Consider the following 18,728-nt stretch of genomic DNA (forward strand, 5'->3'; position numbering starts at 1 on the left):
ACGCTGCCCCTTTAGGGGCAGCGTCCTTTATTTCAAACGGTTTATAAGTGTGCACTCAGCACGCACAAAGGGCGATAACCATCAAGTAGCGATGCTCACTTCAAGCTGACATTGCGCGCACAGGAGGCAGTCCACACGATGTGCAAATGCGATTTGATGATTGAACATGCATTAGCTGTTACTTCGTCCCTTTTTTTTGCTCTTAGTGGTTACATCCTCTTTCCATAGCGACATGGAGAACGGAATCATGCCGAACCAGCGGGTGGTCCAGGATTCCTTCACCTTCGCCTGACGCCGAACGTCCTTTGGCGTATCTATAAAATGAACCACGCGCTCGGTAATGTACTTGATCAATTCGTCGCCGCTAGCCATACGAATCAACTCCTTTTGGTTTATCCACATCCCAGTATCAGTTTGCTCCATTTCGATCAATTCTAGACGCTCGCACTTGAATAGCATGATTTTTCCGCCATATGCACATTCTAAAAAAGCCGAAATTTTTACGTGAAAGAAGGGAACCATCATGATTAAGACAGCAGTTGTATGGATGCTTCTCTTTGCACTGGCACTCCCGGGTTCTGTTATGGAAGCATATCCGGTGAAGGTGCAAGCCATGACGCGTCCAGCGCATGCCGTTCATAAAAGTCCAATATCGACAATCCGGCTTCTGACCGAAACGCCCGAATCCACCCACTCTTCAGGTCAGGAAATCGACCAGTCCGAGCTAAGGCAGCTGCACCCTTTTGCCCATGATGTCATACTGATCGATGTGGGTCATGGCGGAATCGACGGAGGAACGTCGTATGGTGAAATTCTGGAAAAAGATATTAATCTGGCCATTTCACGGAGACTGTTCATGCTGCTTCGCAAGGAAGGCTATCATGCCGTCCTGAACCGCGATGCCGATTACGCGCTTAGCGATGACAATCGTTGGCATCGAAGCTCCTCGAGGCATCGCCGCGATCTGTCGCAGCGCAAGCAGCTCAGCAGCGAGATCCCGACCAAGCTGGTAGTCAGCATTCATGTGAATTGGGGGAAGAACTCGTCCAAGCGCGGAGGCATCGTGCTTCATCAATCCGAGGGACGCAGCACCCTACTTGCGGACACCATCCAAGAGCAGCTGAATCTGGTTTACCGCAGCAACAATCACATCATGGTAGGTAAACCATATTATCTGTTGAATCAAACCCAAGTACCCGCCGTCATTGTCGAAACCGGCTTTCTCAGCAATTTGGAGGACCGGAAATTATTAACCGGCCGCAACGGTCAAATGCAGATCGCCGAAGCCATTGCCGACGGGATTATCAATTATTTAACGGCCCTGTAATTTGGGGCTGTTTTTTTGCATATAAGCCATATCCATAAAGACGCCCAGCACTGATTCCCTTATCCGATAAATAAATGCAGCTTCCACATGTGAATAGCCTTCCATACAGGGATTGGAATCACCGGGTCCTTGTCTGGAAGGCTATTATTTTTTTATGGTATTCAAATAACCAACGCTAATTCGCAGGCAGCGGATTCGGCCGCCAGCTTGATCGTTCCCTAACCAGATCGCTGATACCCACAAACTCCACCTTGGTTTGCAGTTTCGGAATGGTTCCTTTCAGCGCTTCTGCCGTCCGGATTCCATATTTGCCGACATGGCCAATTGCAATGCAGGATGTTCTCTCTTCAGCATGCTGTACTGCAGTCAGGAGCTGTTTGCTCACGTGCTGAACGGTATGAACATCATCCAGGAATATATCGTTGGCGATGGACGGCATCCCCTTCTCCACTGCCAGTTTGCCAATGACGCTATGATAGTTTGTCTTGCTGTCGATAAAGAACAACCCTCTCTCCCTGCATACATCAAGCACAATGGACATGACCCGCTCATCCCCGGTAACCTTGGAGCCCATATGATTATTAATCCCAACGGCATAAGGAACCGAATCGATTGCCTCCTCCATCCGTTCACGAATCTCCTCATCGGTTAGTGAACTTAGAATGGCACCCGGTCCGAGCCAGGAAGATCGTCCTTGCTTTGGCTCCATGGGCATATGAATGATGACGTCATGCCCTTGCCGATGCGCAGCTTCGGCGTCCTTCACGCTTGTCGGCAAAAAAGGCATCACCGCCACCGTGATCTTAACAGGAAGACTTAATATTTCCTGAGTCCCTTTCTGATCATTGCCAAAATCATCAATGATGACAGCCAGCTTATTAACTTTCGCTTCCTGGCCAGGCCTGCCGCGTCCGGCTTCTTCGTGCTTTTCTTCTGTTTCCTGACTGGGAGGCTCACCAGTAGGGGTAGAGGCCACCCCTGCACCATATCCGATCTGTGTTCCGTTCACGATCATCCATATCGTACATAGCAAGATAACCGATTTTTTAAATGCCTTCCGCATGGTACTCCCCCTTCCATTCATGTTCATGCTAATCACACCTAACCGTATTGTTTGAGAAAAGGTATGTAAATATGTAAGAGTGGTTGTATTCAGCACAGCCAGGCACAAAAACTTCTTGCCGGCCATCGTTAGATCGTTGACTTTCTTACTCGCAGCCGTTTTCTCCGCAGTTCCGCGGTAATTTTGACCTGAGCGGCATTGCTGACGACTGCATCGCATTATTTTGATTAAAGCTTTCATCCCGTCTCATCTAAATTCTCAACACAAAAAGAAGCTCGTAAACTGCTAAAAAGCAAGTTTACGAGCTTCTTTATATAAGGATGCGGTCGAGAGGACTCGAACCTCCACGGGGGTTAGCCCACACGGACCTGAACCGTGCGCGTCTGCCAATTCCGCCACGACCGCGTATCATGTTCATCGCTATTAGGAGACAAGTCCTTATCAGCGGCGACAAGATATATGATATCACGCTACCCGAATTGAGTCAACACTTTTTTTGAACTTGATTAAAAACCTGTTTTTCGGTTAAAATAAGAACATAGGTTCTCATTCAATAACCATTTTCTATATAAAGGCGGTGATGTTGATGGCCATACCGGCTGTTACGATGGAAGAACGTGCATTGATCAAGAGTTACCTGCTGCTGATGTTCATTCATAAGGTGTTTGAAAGGGATTGCCGAATCATTCAGGAGAGCGGTGTTTTCAAGAGCCCTCAATTGTATGTAGAGGTTGTGGGGAACGGCGCCAAGCGTGCTGCTGTGCTTCTTCGTGAGGTGAAGCAGGAATTCACCAAGCGGGCGATCAAGGTGTATGATATTGGACAAAACCAGGATGGAATCCAGGCACGATATGCATGTCGGGGTTACATTGGTTCGATGAACATTCTATGGCCATCCTTCCGAGAGGAGATGATGGACCGGATGCGAGCCTATCTTGGGCTGGTTTCGCCCGAGGCCGAGTCCTCTGAGCAAGCCCATCCTCCTGCCGCTGTTTCCGCCCGCTAAATCGCTGCCCTTAAACAGAGAATAACCGTCTCCCCACTGAACATGAATGCTCCGGATGAGACGGTTATCGGTGACACGTGAATCAATGAAGAGTATGCTGCACGCGGGTCAATCCCTGCGAGAGGGCATGTCCCGCACTGGCGGCAGACGCCACGGCTACAGCCTCCATAATCTGAGCATCCGAGGCTCCCTTCGCACGGGCTTCTTCCATATGATAGAAGGTACACAGCTCATTATTGGCAAACAGTCCGATTCCGAGCGCGATCAGCTGCTTCGTTCGCTCATCCAGTTCGCCATCCTGAAAGCAAACGCCTGTGAACTGATGATACGCTTCTGCCATTTCCGGCATGCTCTGCTTCAAATTCAGAATTTCATTCTTATAAGCCGAAACCTTGTCATTGGACATTTCCATAACCTAAAGCACCTCTTCCACAAAAATTTGATGCGAGGTTAAGTTGTCCGACGAGTTCGAGATCTATGCCTACTCTTCGATCGGGCTTACTCTTGGATCCTTTTTAAGCTGGTAGCTGTAACGGCGATCCAGTTTAACGACCCGCCGGTTTCTGCGGCGTATAATGACCTGCTCCGGGTCCCAGGCTACGACAAAGCCTATAATATCATTGGTCTCCAAGCCGTCCCGCACAACCCGGACCAATTCGCCGGAGAGCCGCAGCTCATCGAGTCTTTCATCGCTAATCATCACCATACCTCCTTCATAAACTTTGTGCAAAAAAAGACCTAAATGAGATCATTTAGGTCTTTTGAATGCGTTGCGATATCGACAAACATCCCGACTAAGAGATGTTCTATATACCCATTAACGCTGTGCCGGCTCGATGCTGTCATTCTTCTCGTACCAAAAATCCAGAACGGTTGAAGACATGACGCGCTTCTCGATATACTCTACCTGCTGAGGCGTAAACTGTTCCTTCCATTCGAAGGAAACCTCCTCACACAATCCGGCAATCGTCAGCAGTTCTGACCAGGCAACGTAGCGTTTGTACCAGAAAAACTGAGGATGTTCAATCATATAGGGATATAGATCATCAAACTCCGTATGTTTACAATCCAAAGCACGTTCAAAATGTACCTTTGCTTCATTCAGCTTCTCAATCAAAAACGGCTCGGTTACAGGTTGTTTCCCCATGGTGCTGCCTCCTCTCTCTTGCCTACCTCTTTATTATAAGCGAAAATCACGGAGGCGAAAAGATTTTGTTGTGATTTTAGGCTGAAATGCATTTAAAATCGACTACGAATTTCCATGATTACGCACACCATAGGCCAGGGTACAAACGTTCATGACTTAAGGCCTACCTTTCAGCTCTATTCCTGACATGCCATTAAGCGTTTGGTATATTCCTATTCTAGCTGAACGTAATCTTGCCGTCCTCAAGGGACGATATGGTTACCAGCGATTCCACATGAACATTCTGTTCGCGCAGCGTTCTCGCTCCGGCCTGGAAGCTCTTTTCAATCACAACGCCAAGCCCGATTAATTCCGCCCCTGCCCGTTCAATAATCTTGATCAGGCCTCTGGCAGCGTCACCGTTCGCGATAATGTCATCAATGAAGAGCAATTTATCCTCTTCCCCGATAAACTGGCGCGATACCATGATGTCCGTGACAATGCCCTTGGTGAAAGACGGAACCCGCTCACACAAGGCGTCTGGATCGGCGAGCAGCGTTTTTTTGCGCCGGGCGAATACCATCGGAACTCCCAATTCAAGCGCCGCGGCAAATGCAACAGAAATGCCGGAGGATTCCAGCGTAACGACCTTGGTCACGCCGCTCTCTTTAAATCTAGCCGCAAATTCCCGGCCCATATCCATAATTAATGCCGGGTCTACTTGATGCGTCAACAGAGCATCCAGTTTCAGCACTTGATCCGACAACACGACACCTTCTTTGATGATCCGCTCTTTCAACCAATCCATCCCAAAGACCTCCCACGATTCCTTTGTCGTAAAAGTAACATATTCCTCCCTGTACGGCAAGTACAAACGGTGACTCCGTCATTTAACTGTACGGTTCCCGTCATAATTCCTGACATTGATCTCCTTGCCCTGGCAATCATCATGTTCATGCCTCCGGTAAAGGACCTGGACAGGTAGGAGTCATGTCCCAGCTGAGCCAAGCATACCTTGTACTATGCAGAACGATTAACTTTCAAGGGGGATGCGGGGCTTGCGTAATTCTATTCGCGTTTTACAGATCGCCTTTACATATATCGGAACCATCGTTGGCGCTGGCTTTGCTACCGGACGGGAAATCCTTCAATTCTTTACCCAATATGGACACTGGGCTACACTTACCATTCTGCTTGCGACAGGACTATTCATTTGGCTTGGCACGAAAATCATGACGATTTCCAGGCGGATCGGGGCCAAATCCTTTGAGGACTTGAACAAGTTCCTGTTTGGAGAGAAAGCCGGCGTCTGGATCAGCCTCTTTATGTTTGTCATTTTGCTTGGAGTCAACAGCATCATGCTTGCCGGCGCGGGCTCTGTTTTTGTAGAGCATCTAAATTTGAATTATCAGACCGGATTGTTGGTCACGATGATCGGAACCTATTTCATTCTCAGAAAAGGCATCCAGTCCATCATGACGATGAACAGTCTCGTTGTGCCCATGATGCTTACCTTATCGCTTGCGATTATTTCTCAGACGATTCAAGCGCCGGGTGCCACCCGATTCTTAACCTTGACTACGGACCATAGCCTGCCTTCGGTTTGGCTTGCGCCCCTGCTCTACACCGCCTTTAACCTGGTCATGGCGATGCCGGTGCTGGTCCCGCTCGGCAGCCAGACCGAAAGCGCCCGCACCGTAACCTGGGGAGGCATCATTGGAGGTACGGGTGTAGGCTTTATGCTGATGGCGGCACATTTTGCGATGTCCGCCCATATGCCCGGCATTGCCCAATTCGAGATCCCGATGGGCAGCATCGCCAACCAGTTGGGCTGGCTGGTGCAGATCATCTATCTCATTCTGATCTTCCTTGAAATTTTCAGCACCTTCGTGGCGAATATCTACGGAATTACCCTGCAGGTTCAGCAGCGAACCTCGCTCTCGCCCAGAGTAATTACCCTTGGCATCATGGTCTTCTGTTATTTTTTCAGCCAGTTCGGCTTCAGTTCCTTGCTCTCTCTCCTCTACCCGATGTTCGGGGGATTGTGTCTGCTCTGGGTGCTCCGACTAACTCTGTTCGGAATCCCCGAAATCAGGGGGAAATAAAGGGGCTTTCCCAAGGGATGGTAAACCTGCCTTTGGGAAGCCCCTTCTTATGGCTGCATCGTAATGAATCGCGCACCCGGTATGAGTTCCATGGTTTGCTCGACTACATGCCGATGACACGTCATCATCACGACTTGCCGGTCCTGCGACAATTCCGAGAGCAGTTCGAGCGCATGTCCGAGCCGTTCGCCGTCAAAATTAACAAACAAATCATCAAGCAATAACGGCAACCCCGCCGCATGCGGCATCGATTGGATCAAACCGAGCCGCATCGCCAGATATAACTGCTCCGCCGTGCCGCGGCTTAGCCTTCTGCTCTCCACCAATTCACCAGTCGGGCGCTCTGCCAGCAGGCTCTGATCTCCCATTCGCATGACAATCCGGCTGTACATGCCGCCTGTCAGCATTGAGAAGTATCGGGAAGCCAGCTGCAGCACCTGCGGCTGTTTCTCTTCCTCGTACATGCGGCGCGTACGTTTGATAAATTCGGAGGCCATCGAGCGTACCGCATACTGCGAGACTAATTCCCGCAGGGAGGATCGCTGCTCCTCCAGCTGCTGCAGGGCGGAATCCTGGTTTCCCGCTGCTTCCAGCGACTCTCTCTCCTGAAGCAGCCGCCCCCGCCGTTCCTGGAGCTCGTCCCGCAGGTGGAGCGCAGCCGATACGGCTTCCTCCTTCTTCATGCATTGAGCATCAAGTTCCGCTGCATCCGTCAGCTCCAGCAGCTGTTCAAGCTGCCGGCGACCCGCATGATCCCATCCGCTGAACATGGTAATTTCGTGATGGCGGATCGTGCGAACAAGTTCCTCACGACGCTTCGCAGCAGCTCCCATACGAAGAAAGGTTTCTTCGTCTGCCGATTGGGATGATGCAATCAGAGCCGCTTTGCGCAGCTGCAGCCCTTCCCGCTCCTCTGCAATCGCAGCCCCCTCCTTGCGCAGCTCTTGAATACGCTCTGCAAGGATCTTCCTCTGTCTCGATTCCTCTTGATCGGACTTCCATCTGGAATAGACGTTACCGAGCTCGGCAACGGCTGGGATTTGGTTGCCGTTAGCGTCACCTTGGGGATCCGCCGCAAAGATCTTATGGCATTGGATGATATAATCCTCGGCCTCTTTTAACAGCACGTCCATTTTCAGACCAAGCGATTTCTGCTGCCGGATCAGCTCCTGCCCCTGCTCCACTTTGACGAACACGTCGAGCATGACGTCAGGTGATAGACTCTGCGGGAGTGATCGGAACATAAGCCAATCCTCCCACTGCCGCTCCAGCTCCAAATATCGCTTCTCTTCCTGATCAATGGCGCCCTGAACCGTTTGTAATTCAGCCGCTTGCAGCGCAGCTTTCTCCTCAGCCGCCGCACAATCGGATGTCAGTCGATCCAGCCGCTGCCGCCATGCTTGCCAGCCCTCCATCACGGATCGAAGCTCGCGCATTTGAGCCTCCACCATGAAGGGGTCGCGAGCCAATGCAGCGTTTTTGTCCCTTCGACTGCCCGGAACCGCGCTCGCTGCTGCCGCTGCATAAGAGTCGGAGACGAGCCTGGAATAGAGATGATCTATATGTTCCGTTCCCTGCACGTCTTGAAATTGGGTCTCATTCGAAGCTGCACCATGAACCTCCCGACCTCGTTGACCGCTCCAGAATACATAACCCATACCGAGCAGCATCACGATGCCTGAGATCACGGCAGCTTCCGTGGTTGACGTCCATAACAATACGGCCACCAACAGGCATGTCATAACAGCCATTCCCGCCAGCAGACCCGCGTGCATCCCAGGTAATCTGCCTCTACCCGATGGGCGCGTGGAAGCAGGCTCAGGCTGAGTCCGGGTCAATCTCCGTTCGCGCCAGCGCTCGATCTCCAGCTGCAGCTGATTCCACAGCACAGCGGTCTCCTGAGGCGCTGCCGACTTAATCATGGCAAATGCCTCTCGTCCCCGCTCCATCTCCTCGCGCAGCTGCCGCCTGGCTTCCCGCAGCGCCGATTCGGCTGCCGCCGCAGAACGCTGGGCCCCGCGCTGTTCAATGAACAGCGCCTCCATCCGGCGATCATACCCGGCAAAGGCCGCACTGATTCGTCGTACCTCCTCGCGCTCCGAGGCGGATAAAGACAGAGCCAGCAGCTCCTGCCGGGTCCATGCCGGGTCAATATCCCGAAGCAGCTGTTCCAGCCGGATCTCCTGAGATTTGTATTCGGCCGTAAGCTCGGCAAGCTCCCGGTTTGCGGCTTCGTGCAGGCTGCGTTTCGCCCAGAGCTCCTCAATCTGTTCGCCATACTGTTCCATGAACGCATTCACAGGGAGAGCTCTCAGCTTATCCTCCGCATCCTCGATCGCCCGCTCGACGCGAATCGACTGGGTGAGGAGTATTCGCTCTTCCTCCTGCATCTTTTCGTAACGGGGGATTCCATCTGGAGGGAAGTTGTCACTGTCCATCAGTTCCTCTAATTCCAATCTGGCCTCACGCCATTCCAGCCAAGCCGGACGAATGTCCTGCGCTTTTCGAAGCAGCAACAGATCCTCGGCGTCCCTGGTGCGATCCTGTTCCAGAAGATTCAACCGTTCCTGTATTTCCAGAATGGATGTAACGGTCTCGTTATAGCGGGAAACGTACGTCTTGCTCTCCGAAACCCGGGTTCTTAAATGCTCGATGGCTTGCAGCAGCTTGGCGGTATGCTGAACCTTTCCGCGCGGCTTATACAGCTTGTCCATCTCCTGGGATAACTTGCGCTCGGCTTCCAGTATATTGGCCCCGCCGCCGATTCCGGCATGGAACAGGTAACCGCTCATCTCGGCAGATTGCAAACTGCGGATTTCCTGCAGTTCGCTTAACGAGATGGCAAACAGCTGACGAAACATATCCTTGGACACACCGCCCAAAGCATATTGCTCCAGCTCCTGTTGTCCAAGCTCAATTACAATTCCATTATCCGCTAGTTTATGAATATGTACGCGCTCGCCCTTCCCGGTGGCTGAATTTCCTTCTCTGGACCGGTTGTAGCGCCGAACCACCCAAGGCACTCCCTCCTTATCCAGAAACCGCAGCTCCCCGCCGTGAATGCCTTCCGCCGAAGGCTCTCCGCGTTCTGCAGGCGAGCCCTTGCCAGGGAATCCGTACAGCATGGCTCGGATAAAATACAGGACGCTGCTCTTTCCCGCTTCATTCGGCCCATACAGCACGGTCACAGGCGCATCTATCTCAAGGCTCTTGTCCCGAACAGCTCCAAAGCCTTGAATGTTCATCCGCTCTAGTCTCATGTTCCGACACCTTCCCCTTGCGAACGTTCGCGCAGCAATAACCCTAAGGTCAGTTCCTCCGCTCTGCGAACCCATTCCAGCAGTTCCTCCGGACTGATCTCGTCCAGCAAGGAGCGGATTTCCGCATGCTCAAGCAGAGGCTCCAAGCTTTTGGCAACAACCCCGTCAGGATCTTGAACCCGTTCCTGTTCCCCTCGAACAAGACGAAGCAAGTCCCCTGCAAAACTGTCTTCCGCAAGCAGCCTCTCTCTATCGATCGCATCTCCGGAATGAAGCGAGAAGCTCTCGATCCAGACGCATCCCCGATAGCCGCATGACTGTCCCTTCGCGACCTCTCTTCTCCGCAGATCGGTGAGCAGCTCATCGAGCACATATCCGCCTTCAAGCTGACGATGAACCGGACCCCGTCCCGTAATCCGAACGCGGACCATGCTCAGCCCATCCGCGTACGCTGTGGCTATTTCTGTCAGAATGGATTCAAGAGAGCGTCTCCATTCATCGACATCCTGACAGGAATCAAGTGGCGCTTCAACGATGTTCCAGCGCATGGAATCGAGCTCATGGAAGCTCAGCTTCGTGTTGGAGCTCTCATCCACATCGACGATATAACATCCTTTGGGCCCCGTCTCCCGGACATGACGTCCCTGGATATTGCCCGGATACACAATATAAGGAGATTCCTGCAAGGTTCGACGGGAGTGAATATGCCCGAGCGCCCAGTAATGAAATCCGGACTGGATTAAATCCCTTTTCGTACAGGGTGCATAGGTTTCGTGTTGGGGATCCCCATCCACGTTTGCGTGCAGAAGTCCGATATGGTAGAGCCCGGATGTCGGGGCAGGATAGCGTGTCGCAATATTATCCGTGACCTTCGAGGTCGGGTACGACATGCCGGCGATGACCGCCACTTCTTGACAATCCGATCGGCGAACAGCCGTTACGCTTGCAGGTTCGGCCCCAAACACATGGACATGGGGAGGCAGCGTCATGCTAAGCTTGGTGCTGTCGAGCGGATCATGATTGCCATGGATCACATATACCGCAATCCCTTCCATTCCCAGTCGGTTAAGGGAATCCAGGAAGCGAAGCTGCGCGCGCAGCGAGATGTTGGAGCTGTCGTATATATCCCCGCTGATGACAATAAAATCAACCTGCTGGTCGATGGCGAGCTGCACGAGCCGCTCCAGCGCACGGAAGGTCGATTCCTGAACGTACGACCGCAGAGTGTCATCCAGTCCGCTTATCCCGATAAACGGACTGTCCAGATGTAAATCCGCAGCATGCATAAATCGAAAAGAAGCCATAACCGATCCCTAACTCTCTATCTTAGGTTGAAATTTCAAATACATTTTTTTCAGTTCATTTACGGATCTGGACAGGGAGTATTGATTCTTCGCCTTATCCGAAGCGGTCCGGGCAAGCTCGTAACGATAGAGTGGATCACTGATGACCTTCTCAAGCGCAACGCTGAGCGCCATCGGATCCTCCGGCGGTACAAGCAAGCCGTTTACCCCATTCTCGATCTGCTCCGCGATGCCGCCGACATCGGTGCCTACCAGCGCAAGACTGCTAAGCGCCGCTTCCGCGAACACCGAGCCGAACGCCTCCGCTCTCGAGGGCAGGACAAAGATATCAAAGAACGGCATGAACTCCTCCGGATGCAGTGTATATCCGTAAAAAATCGTCTCCTGGTAGATGCCGAGTGTTTTGGCCATCTCCTCAAGCTCCTGACGGGAAGGCCCGTCGCCGATAATATGAAGGACGTAGTCATATCCTTTGCGCTTCAGTTCGGCGCAGGCTTGGAGCAGAATGTCCAACCCTTTTGCAGGTACCAGACGGCATACCGTAATCAACTGCGGCACTGCATTTTCATGGGGCACCGGCTTAAATCTTTTATCGTCAAATCCGTTATGGATAACCCCGATCGATTCAGGTGTATTCACGTACGGAGCCATGTAAGCCTTGAAGGAGTTCGACACCGTCAACAGACGGTCGCTAATATACTCAAGCTCCTTATATAAAGAGACCAGGAATCTGTGCTCCAGCCCACCTTCTTTGATTCTTCCGTTCAGGATGAGCTCACGCTCGTAACTGGAATGCACGGTTTGGATGAGCGGAACCTCAGGGAATACGGCTTTCATCGACATGCCTGCAATCGGGTGATGACTATGGATAAGATCGTAAGGCTTTTGAAGTCGCAGGCGCGTCCACCACAGGTAATCCCGGTAGGTTTGAAGGTATTTGGCCACGATCGGACTGCTTTCGAACTCTCTCCAATCAAAAGTGTGGAATATTGGATCCTCTTGGCCTTTGTTACGGATCCGCTTGGGCAGCCAGAACATCTCCATCTCCCAACGGGATGAATGAAAACGCTCCTGCAAATAAGGAATCATGGATGAGACGCCGCCTGGCTGTTCAGGAGGGAAAAATAATGCTTGAAGAAGTTTCATGGGGATCCCCCTTTCTCTAAATCTCTTTTCAGATTCTTTTTCGATATGATATATTAGAACATATGTTTCATGCAACGAAAAACCTATCCCTACTCAGGAGTGAATCGATTTGTCCTATGAATTGAGCTACTGGTCCACTTCTCCACTACCCACCATTTTTGCTGTGTGCGGAGCTTATATCTCGCTCATGATGCTGATCATGTGTCTCTTTATGTACAGCAAGCAGCGCAAGAATGCTTACATATATATGGCGGCAGCCTTCTTCTTCATTATGACATACGAGGGTTTGAACATCCATTCGGCTTGGACTGGAAAATCTGTTTTTTCACTGGAATCGGACATCCTCCGCTTCATTCAGCTTTTTTCGTTTGTCCTGCTGAACGTCTCGGTTGTCATGCTGTACCGTAAGATCAAGACCATGCATTATTGGCTTCCCTTGTTGTCAGCCGCACTGCTTATGCTTCCGCTCATTCTTCCCTCATTTCTTCCTTACACCCTGGACCCAATATGGCAAAGCATATATTTTGATGGTTTTCAGCTCGCTGCGCTCTACCTGGCTTATACCCAAGTCACTCCGCGGATCGGACAACCGATCAAATATGCGATTGGACTTGCCGTCTACGCCATCTCGGCTGTTCTGCAATCCATCCATACCTATTCCGGCGGCCTGTCGCCTGCGTTTCAGGGACTCGCTCTCGCCCTGCCGGTGCTCTTCTACAGCATCGTGTTCTTCATCCTGTTTAGACGCATTGTGGAGCTGATGCAGTCCATCTACCGGTCTGCCATTACGGACGGATTAACAGGACTCTACAACCGCAGGCATTTTATGAAGTATCTGGACCATTACGCTGCTCAGGAATTGAAAATATCCGCTATCTTCTGTGACATCGACAATTTCAAGAAGCTGAATGATACCCAAGGCCATGCCAGAGCCGATGAAGTGCTGAAGCAGGTCGCGGCCATTATGGAGGAAGAGCTTGATGGTATCGGGATTACCGGCCGGTATGGCGGCGAGGAATTGGTGGCCCTTGTGGTTGACCGCAAAATCAAACCCGCACAGGTCGCCGAAAACATCCGGGCCAGAGTGGCAAGCGAGAGCATCGTCACCATCAGTATCGGCTACAGCGTACTGCGCAAAGGCGTTCGCGGCGATGAACTCATGAAACAGGCCGACAAAGCGATGTATCATTCCAAAACGACCGGCAAAAACAAGGTATCCGATTACCGGTCCTTAAAAACCTCATCAACTGAACCAACGGAATCCGCCGGATAACTCTGGCGCAGGCTGCCCACGATATGAAGTGGGCGGTCTTTTTTTTGCTTGACATTTCTTTACTACGCCTGCGGCAACGTGATAAACTAATGACCGATTCCTTATAGCCAGAGAAGAAATGACTCTGAACCAGGATTTTTTTGCCTTTACACTGCAGCATGTACCTTATTCTAAAGAAGGAGCAATATAACGAATGCGAAAGGAACTATTGCCTGTTGGCTTTGTCGCCAGCGTGAATGATATTCTCGGGGATGACTCGTGTGATTTTTGGGACAGCTACGATTTGCCCCGCACCCACGGGCTGCGCCTTAACCGGCTGAAAGCGGTTCATGCCGCAGACAGCGTAAAAAAACTCATCTTGCAATTCGAGCTGACGCCAGTGCCCTGGTGTGATACCGGATACTATTATGATGAAAGCCTGCGTCCAGGCAAACACCCCTATCATGCCGCTGGACTATATTATATTCAGGAGCCCTCGGCAATGTCCGCAGTCGAGCTGTTGAATCCTCAGCCCGGAGAGACCATCCTGGATCTTGCGGCTGCTCCCGGCGGCAAGACAAGCCATATTGCCTCCAAGATGACGGGCCGGGGACTCCTTGTCTCCAATGAAATCCATCCCGAACGGGCACGGATTCTGGCCGAGAACGTGGAACGTATGGGAATAATGAATACCGTCGTTACGAGTGCGGCACCGGATCAGTTATCCCGCCGTTTCGTTGCCTGCTTTGACCGGATCATGCTTGATGCGCCATGCTCCGGTGAAGGCATGTTTCGAAAGGATGCCGCAGCGATTGAGGAATGGTCGCCTGAACATGTGGATTTGTGCGTTGCCCGGCAGTGGGACATTGTTCAGGAGGCGTACCGGATGCTTAAACCGGGAGGAACCTTGGCTTACTCCACCTGTACGTTCAACACGGCTGAGAACGAAGAGATGATTGAGCGCATTCTTTCGCAGTATCCCGATATGGAGCTGCGTGAAATGAAACGCTTGTGGCCGCACTTGGAACGGGGGGAGGGGCATTTTGTTGCAATCTTGGTCAAATCGGCGGCTGCCGAAGTTTTAAATGAGGACCTCGGTTACTCTGCGGTCAGCAGCAAATCCCCGGCCAAATCCAACCGGGGCGGCAAACAAGGACCTGCGCTTTCGGCCCTGGCCGACTTTCAAGACTGGGCGAGGCAGGAACTCCCCGGCTTTGAGCTTGACTGCGGTACTCCGATATTGTTCGGTGAGGAACTGTACTGGCTTCCGGTCAGCGAGAGCTTGGCATGGAATGACAAGCAGCTGAAAGGCTTGAAGATGCCGCGGGCAGGTCTGCATCTGGCTCATCTAAAGAAGAACCGAATCGAACCGGCCCATGCTCTTGCCATGTCCTTGCATCCTGGCCAAGCTGCCCGCAGCTGGGATCTGCCTTCAGATTCAGCCGAGACGGCTGCTTATTTGCGGGGGGAGGTGCTCTCCATTCCTTCCGAATACCGGGGCTGGACGTTGGTAACCACGGATGGATTACCACTGGGGTGGGGCAAGGCCAGCGGCGGACAGCTCAAGAATCACCTGCCCAAGGGCTTGCGTAATCCCAAGTAACGCTTCTTTGCATAACGTTAAGATGAATGATACGCAGTAGAGTTAAGTAGAATTCTACATGCGCACTGAAACTTCGACCATACAATAAAATGTAAAAAAATACGTTCGAACATATAGAAAAGGGGCTATCTCACTGCATATACATGCAGAGAGCATAGCAGCCCCAGGTCCGATCAATATTCTCGTTAACGTTGTTTGGCCCAATCCACGCAAAAACCCCTCATCAGGCACTTTTTCCAAGTGTCCTGTGGCGGGTTCTCATGTATAAAAAAATCGATTTACGACAAGCAGTATTTCACCAATGCCTCATGTACGCCGTCCTCGTTATTCGAGGTTGTCACCGCATTAGCTGCAGCCTTGACCTCGACCGGAGAGTTATCCATCGCAATCCCCATTCCGGCGTAGGTCAGCATCGTAATATCGTTGAAATAATTCCCGATGGCAAGCACCTCGTCCGGCTCATAACCTCTTCTTGCAGCCAGCTGCTGAAGCGCACTTCCCTTGGATGCTTGGCTATGCATGAGATCGATGAAGTATTCTCCGCTTCGCAGCATGTTGAAGGGAAGAGTCCACTGACTCCAATCCGCATAGACACGGTCGATATCGGCGGATTCGCCAAAGATCGTAAATTTGACGACCGGGTCTGACAGCTCCTCCCATGACGGCAGGTTGCTTGGCAGCATCAAATAGTTCTCGTACATCGAACGAACCGGACCGGCAAGCTCCTCCACCTGGTCCACATACATCTCAAAGGCGGTGTTCACATCAAAATGCACCCCGTGCTCACGGCAGTATTTCATGAAAGGCTCAAGCTGAAGCGGGTCCATGCCGAACTGATGCACGATGTTATGGGTCTCCACTTCTACCGTTGCCGCACCATTATGACTGATGACATAACCGCCTAAACCCATGCTTTTCATAAAAGGAATCGAATTCAGCGGTCCTCTGCCTGTGCACAGTACAATTTCCACGCCTTGTTTTGCGGCTTCCATCACGGTGTTCCTCGTTTTCTCCGTGATTTCATGATCATCATTCAGCAGCGTTCCATCCACATCAAGTGCTACCAATTTATATGCCATTCTCCATCCATCCTTTAGTCTCTATTTCTCTATCGTAATCATGCCCTTCCGATCAAAGACAGTTCATGCTCGGTCAGCTCCCGGTACGCTCCGATCTCGAGATTTTCATCCAATCGAAGATCGCCCATGCTGATTCTTTTGAGATACACGACTTTTTTGCCAACTGCCTCAAACATCCGCTTGACCTGATGAAATTTCCCTTCATGGATCTTCAGCGAGATGCGGGACAGCTGGACTCCGTCGCCTCGTTCCTCATGGGAATGGATCACCAGCTCTCCGGGTAAGGTCACGTACCCGTCATCTAAGGTAACTCCCGCAGCAAACATTCGCACGTCCTCATCGTCCACCCTGCCCTCTACCATCGCTTCATAGGTTTTCGGGATATGCTTCCGCGGCGACAGCAGCTCATGGGCCAATTTACCGTCATTCGTAAGCAGCAGCAGTCCCTCCGTATCCTTATCCAATCGGCCCACCGGAAACGGCTCGAAGATCAGATATTCCTCATCCAGGAGATCCAGCACCGTTCGGTCACGAAGATCCTCTGTCGCCGAAATGACGCCCGGCGGTTTGTGCAGCATGAGATATATGAATTCCCGGTATTGCACGGTCTCCCCCTCAAACTCGATGATATCCGTATAAGGATCAACATGTTTACCGGGGTCCTTCATCACCGTTCCGTTGACCACGATGCTCCCTTGTTTGGCCTTTTTCTTCAATTCGGCCCGTGAGCCGAATCCAAGATTGGATAGCACCTTGTCCAATCTTAGTGTTGTTCTGCCTTTAGCACTCATATCGATGTCCACCTCCACCCTGCCGGATACTCATTCTTCAATATTCCTGTCTGCCATTTGCCCCAACCGGCTGAGTATCCGTCTATACACACTAACACATAACCTTTCGCTTCAGCACCCGATCGACGAATCAAGCGCTCTTCCGGAATCGACAAGGTTTCCCCTTTCAAATATCGGACCGCTTCTCCGTCCTCGGAGGACAGGCTGACATATCTAACAGCCTCATCCGCTTGCAGCGCTGTAGCCAAGGGATGTCCAGGTACAAACCGTTCATTCTTCAACAGTCCCATGTACCATCCGGGCCGAATCACTTTGAGCTGCTTCAGACGCTCTTCCGGCAGGGGTGATACATACACATGGCTCCCGTAGGTTACAGGATATCCGGTCAGCTTCAAATCCAGCTGCTCGCGGATAAAGCCTTGAAACCGATTGATCGAAACCAAAACTGATTGAGAATCTGTAACGCTCCGGCGGGATGCCTGTTGGCGCGTTGCACCTTTACCGTATTTCCCCGTTTTACCAGGGCGCTCCTCCCGGAAAGCCGCGTTTCCTTTACGCTCGCGGGGATGCTCCGCTCGGGGCGATATAGCAAGCGACTCGTTGACTAAAGCGTCCGGCTTGAATAACGGAGCTTGTTCCCGTTCGACTTCACGTATATCCAGCTCGCCGTCCCGCTCAAGCACGGCCATGAAATGCCCTTCGCCTCTGACCTTATGCGGCCATAATCGAGCAGTACCGGCAAGCTGCTTAAGCACATCGTCCTTCATGTTCCCTTGGCCCGCCATCCAGTCCGTTTCTCCCGGTGAAAAGACTTCCGAATGTTCCACCGGGACCACGCGAAAATCCGGATGTTCGCCCAGAAATTCGGCAATCATCCCTTCATTCTCCTCCGGCGAGAAGGTACAGGTGGAATACACCAGCCGGCCTCCCGAACGGAGCATGGCTGCCGCCGATTTCAGGATGTCCCGCTGCATATCCGCAAACTTGAGCGGAGACGATTCGTCCCAGTACTTCAGCATGGACTCGTCTTTGCGAAACATCCCTTCGCCGGAACAGGGAGCATCGATCAATATTTTCGTGAAAAATTCGGGAAAAGCCCCGGCAATCCGATCCGGGTCCTCATTCAGCACCACGGCATTCCGCACGCCGTACATCTCCAGATTCTTGGCCAGTGCTTTGGTGCGATCCGGATGCAGATCATTACTGACGAGCACCCCCTGCCCATTCAGCTTCGCCGCAATCTGCGTAGATTTGCCGCCGGGAGCCGCGCACAGGTCCAGCACCAAATCCCCCGGCGTTACGCCAAGCAGTTCGACCGGAGCCATCGCGCTTGGCTCCTGGATGTAATATAACCCCGCATGATAGTAAGGATGCCGTCCCGGACGCTCCCCGGCCTGAGTATAGTAACCGGTGGAGCACCAGGGGATGGGCTCCAGTTCAAAGGGGGACAACTTCATGAATTCCTCTCTGCTGATCTTCAGCGTATTCACCCGAATGCCGGCATTCGGAGCTTGTTCGTAAGACTTCATAAAATTGTCATAGTTTTCGCCAAGCAGCGATTTCATCTTCGCCAGAAACGGCGAAGGCAGTCGTAATGCCATACAAGGTACCTACCTGTTCTGTATCGTATCGTTTGAAGTATATTTTCACTGTGCTGAAGCAGACA

At 51.8% G+C, this 18,728-nt stretch carries 17 protein-coding genes and 1 tRNA gene; 5 read left to right on the forward strand and 13 right to left on the reverse strand.

Features of this window, described 5'->3' with window-relative positions; translation table 11 throughout:
* Positions 1-171: 171 nt before the first annotated feature.
* Positions 172-372 carry a YqzE family protein gene (locus ACQKPA_RS04030; RefSeq protein ID WP_427489599.1) on the reverse strand — a complete coding sequence of 67 codons (201 nt, stop codon included), beginning with the start codon at positions 370-372 and terminating at the stop codon, positions 172-174.
* A 151-nt stretch (positions 373-523) separates the two neighbouring features.
* On the opposite strand from ACQKPA_RS04030, the gene ACQKPA_RS04035 reads away from it, so the two are divergent.
* The gene (locus ACQKPA_RS04035; protein ID WP_427489601.1) at positions 524-1,327 is read left to right on the forward strand and encodes an N-acetylmuramoyl-L-alanine amidase; all 804 of its coding nucleotides are present in this window, start codon (positions 524-526) and stop codon (positions 1,325-1,327) included.
* Between the two features lie 175 nt (positions 1,328-1,502).
* Here the strand turns inward: ACQKPA_RS04035 and ACQKPA_RS04040 are convergent, their stop codons facing one another.
* A complete protein-coding gene (locus ACQKPA_RS04040) occupies positions 1,503-2,390 on the reverse strand; it encodes a divergent polysaccharide deacetylase family protein (RefSeq protein ID WP_427489603.1) in 888 nt (295 codons plus the stop codon).
* A 321-nt stretch (positions 2,391-2,711) separates the two neighbouring features.
* A tRNA-Leu gene (locus tag ACQKPA_RS04045) sits at positions 2,712-2,795 on the reverse strand.
* A gap of 181 nt (positions 2,796-2,976) precedes the next feature.
* Between ACQKPA_RS04045 and ACQKPA_RS04050 the strand changes: the two genes are divergently transcribed.
* Positions 2,977-3,396 carry a hypothetical protein gene (locus tag ACQKPA_RS04050; RefSeq protein ID WP_427489605.1) on the forward strand — a complete coding sequence of 140 codons (420 nt, stop codon included), beginning with the start codon at positions 2,977-2,979 and terminating at the stop codon, positions 3,394-3,396.
* A gap of 82 nt (positions 3,397-3,478) precedes the next feature.
* On the opposite strand, the gene ACQKPA_RS04055 is transcribed toward ACQKPA_RS04050, so the two are convergent.
* The 4 genes from ACQKPA_RS04055 to ACQKPA_RS04070 form a co-directional block, all read right to left on the reverse strand.
* On the reverse strand, positions 3,479-3,808 hold the full coding sequence (locus tag ACQKPA_RS04055; RefSeq protein WP_427489607.1) for a carboxymuconolactone decarboxylase family protein: 330 nt from the start codon (positions 3,806-3,808) through the stop codon (positions 3,479-3,481).
* A 69-nt stretch (positions 3,809-3,877) separates the two neighbouring features.
* Entirely contained in the window at positions 3,878-4,096 is a 219-nt protein-coding gene (locus ACQKPA_RS04060) for a hypothetical protein (RefSeq protein ID WP_076325776.1), read from the reverse strand.
* A 117-nt stretch (positions 4,097-4,213) separates the two neighbouring features.
* Complete coding sequence (locus ACQKPA_RS04065) at positions 4,214-4,543, reverse strand: hypothetical protein (protein WP_071221736.1); 330 nt, start codon at positions 4,541-4,543, stop codon at positions 4,214-4,216.
* A 217-nt stretch (positions 4,544-4,760) separates the two neighbouring features.
* The gene (locus ACQKPA_RS04070; protein ID WP_071221737.1) at positions 4,761-5,330 is read right to left on the reverse strand and encodes a xanthine phosphoribosyltransferase; all 570 of its coding nucleotides are present in this window, start codon (positions 5,328-5,330) and stop codon (positions 4,761-4,763) included.
* A gap of 250 nt (positions 5,331-5,580) precedes the next feature.
* On the opposite strand from ACQKPA_RS04070, the gene ACQKPA_RS04075 reads away from it, so the two are divergent.
* Positions 5,581-6,627 (forward strand): YkvI family membrane protein, encoded by a 1,047-nt coding sequence (locus ACQKPA_RS04075; protein WP_427489609.1) that lies wholly within the window; start codon positions 5,581-5,583, stop codon positions 6,625-6,627.
* 47 nt (positions 6,628-6,674) lie between these two features.
* Here the strand turns inward: ACQKPA_RS04075 and ACQKPA_RS04080 are convergent, their stop codons facing one another.
* The 3 genes from ACQKPA_RS04080 to ACQKPA_RS04090 are packed head-to-tail and all read right to left on the reverse strand — an operon-like array spanning position 6,675 to position 12,337.
* A complete protein-coding gene (locus tag ACQKPA_RS04080) occupies positions 6,675-9,887 on the reverse strand; it encodes an AAA family ATPase (RefSeq protein ID WP_427489611.1) in 3,213 nt (1,070 codons plus the stop codon).
* Complete coding sequence (locus ACQKPA_RS04085; protein WP_427489613.1) at positions 9,884-11,191, reverse strand: metallophosphoesterase family protein; 1,308 nt, start codon at positions 11,189-11,191, stop codon at positions 9,884-9,886. Before ACQKPA_RS04085 ends, ACQKPA_RS04080 begins: the two co-directional genes overlap by 4 nt.
* 9 nt (positions 11,192-11,200) lie before the next feature.
* Positions 11,201-12,337, reverse strand: coding sequence for a glycosyltransferase family 4 protein (locus tag ACQKPA_RS04090; protein WP_427489615.1), 1,137 nt, complete (start codon positions 12,335-12,337; stop codon positions 11,201-11,203).
* Positions 12,338-12,446: 109 nt separating this feature from the next.
* On the opposite strand from ACQKPA_RS04090, the gene ACQKPA_RS04095 reads away from it, so the two are divergent.
* Together ACQKPA_RS04095 and ACQKPA_RS04100 are read left to right on the forward strand one after the other, a co-directional pair.
* Positions 12,447-13,610, forward strand: a complete 1,164-nt coding sequence (locus ACQKPA_RS04095; protein ID WP_427489617.1) for a GGDEF domain-containing protein — start codon at positions 12,447-12,449, stop codon at positions 13,608-13,610.
* 193 nt (positions 13,611-13,803) lie between these two features.
* Positions 13,804-15,192: an RsmF rRNA methyltransferase first C-terminal domain-containing protein gene (locus ACQKPA_RS04100; RefSeq protein WP_427489618.1), complete on the forward strand. Its 1,389-nt coding sequence runs from the start codon at positions 13,804-13,806 to the stop codon at positions 15,190-15,192.
* Positions 15,193-15,470: 278 nt separating this feature from the next.
* Here the strand turns inward: ACQKPA_RS04100 and ACQKPA_RS04105 are convergent, their stop codons facing one another.
* The 3 genes from ACQKPA_RS04105 to ACQKPA_RS04115 are packed head-to-tail and all read right to left on the reverse strand — an operon-like array spanning position 15,471 to position 18,663.
* A complete protein-coding gene (locus ACQKPA_RS04105; RefSeq protein WP_427489619.1) occupies positions 15,471-16,271 on the reverse strand; it encodes a Cof-type HAD-IIB family hydrolase in 801 nt (266 codons plus the stop codon).
* 38 nt (positions 16,272-16,309) lie between these two features.
* Complete coding sequence (locus ACQKPA_RS04110; RefSeq protein WP_427489620.1) at positions 16,310-17,062, reverse strand: pseudouridine synthase; 753 nt, start codon at positions 17,060-17,062, stop codon at positions 16,310-16,312.
* Complete coding sequence (locus ACQKPA_RS04115) at positions 17,059-18,663, reverse strand: RsmB/NOP family class I SAM-dependent RNA methyltransferase (RefSeq protein ID WP_427489621.1); 1,605 nt, start codon at positions 18,661-18,663, stop codon at positions 17,059-17,061. Before ACQKPA_RS04115 ends, ACQKPA_RS04110 begins: the two co-directional genes overlap by 4 nt.
* Positions 18,664-18,728: the final 65 nt, after the last annotated feature.

Source organism: Paenibacillus sp. NPDC093718 (assembly GCF_050279985.1).
Taxonomy (GTDB): Bacteria; Bacillota; Bacilli; order Paenibacillales; family Paenibacillaceae; genus Paenibacillus_AQ.

Bases quoted from the DNA above. Each gene is read 5' to 3' on its own strand.
- ACQKPA_RS04035 (WP_427489601.1), top strand. From the start codon at position 524: ATGATTAAGACAGCAGTTGTATGGATGCTTCTCTTTGCACTGGCACTC.
- ACQKPA_RS04065 (WP_071221736.1), bottom strand. From the start codon at position 4,543: ATGGGGAAACAACCTGTAACCGAGCCGTTTTTGATTGAGAAGCTGAAT.
- ACQKPA_RS04115 (WP_427489621.1), bottom strand. From the start codon at position 18,663: ATGGCATTACGACTGCCTTCGCCGTTTCTGGCGAAGATGAAATCGCTG.
- ACQKPA_RS04050 (WP_427489605.1), top strand. From the start codon at position 2,977: ATGGCCATACCGGCTGTTACGATGGAAGAACGTGCATTGATCAAGAGT.
- ACQKPA_RS04080 (WP_427489611.1), bottom strand. From the start codon at position 9,887: ATGAGACTAGAGCGGATGAACATTCAAGGCTTTGGAGCTGTTCGGGAC.
- ACQKPA_RS04090 (WP_427489615.1), bottom strand. From the start codon at position 12,337: ATGAAACTTCTTCAAGCATTATTTTTCCCTCCTGAACAGCCAGGCGGC.
- ACQKPA_RS04040 (WP_427489603.1), bottom strand. From the start codon at position 2,390: ATGCGGAAGGCATTTAAAAAATCGGTTATCTTGCTATGTACGATATGG.
- ACQKPA_RS04060 (WP_076325776.1), bottom strand. From the start codon at position 4,096: ATGATTAGCGATGAAAGACTCGATGAGCTGCGGCTCTCCGGCGAATTG.
- ACQKPA_RS04100 (WP_427489618.1), top strand. From the start codon at position 13,804: ATGCGAAAGGAACTATTGCCTGTTGGCTTTGTCGCCAGCGTGAATGAT.
- ACQKPA_RS04070 (WP_071221737.1), bottom strand. From the start codon at position 5,330: ATGGATTGGTTGAAAGAGCGGATCATCAAAGAAGGTGTCGTGTTGTCG.
- ACQKPA_RS04030 (WP_427489599.1), bottom strand. From the start codon at position 372: ATGGCTAGCGGCGACGAATTGATCAAGTACATTACCGAGCGCGTGGTT.
- ACQKPA_RS04110 (WP_427489620.1), bottom strand. From the start codon at position 17,062: ATGAGTGCTAAAGGCAGAACAACACTAAGATTGGACAAGGTGCTATCC.
- ACQKPA_RS04055 (WP_427489607.1), bottom strand. From the start codon at position 3,808: ATGGAAATGTCCAATGACAAGGTTTCGGCTTATAAGAATGAAATTCTG.
- ACQKPA_RS04105 (WP_427489619.1), bottom strand. From the start codon at position 16,271: ATGGCATATAAATTGGTAGCACTTGATGTGGATGGAACGCTGCTGAAT.
- ACQKPA_RS04085 (WP_427489613.1), bottom strand. From the start codon at position 11,191: ATGGCTTCTTTTCGATTTATGCATGCTGCGGATTTACATCTGGACAGT.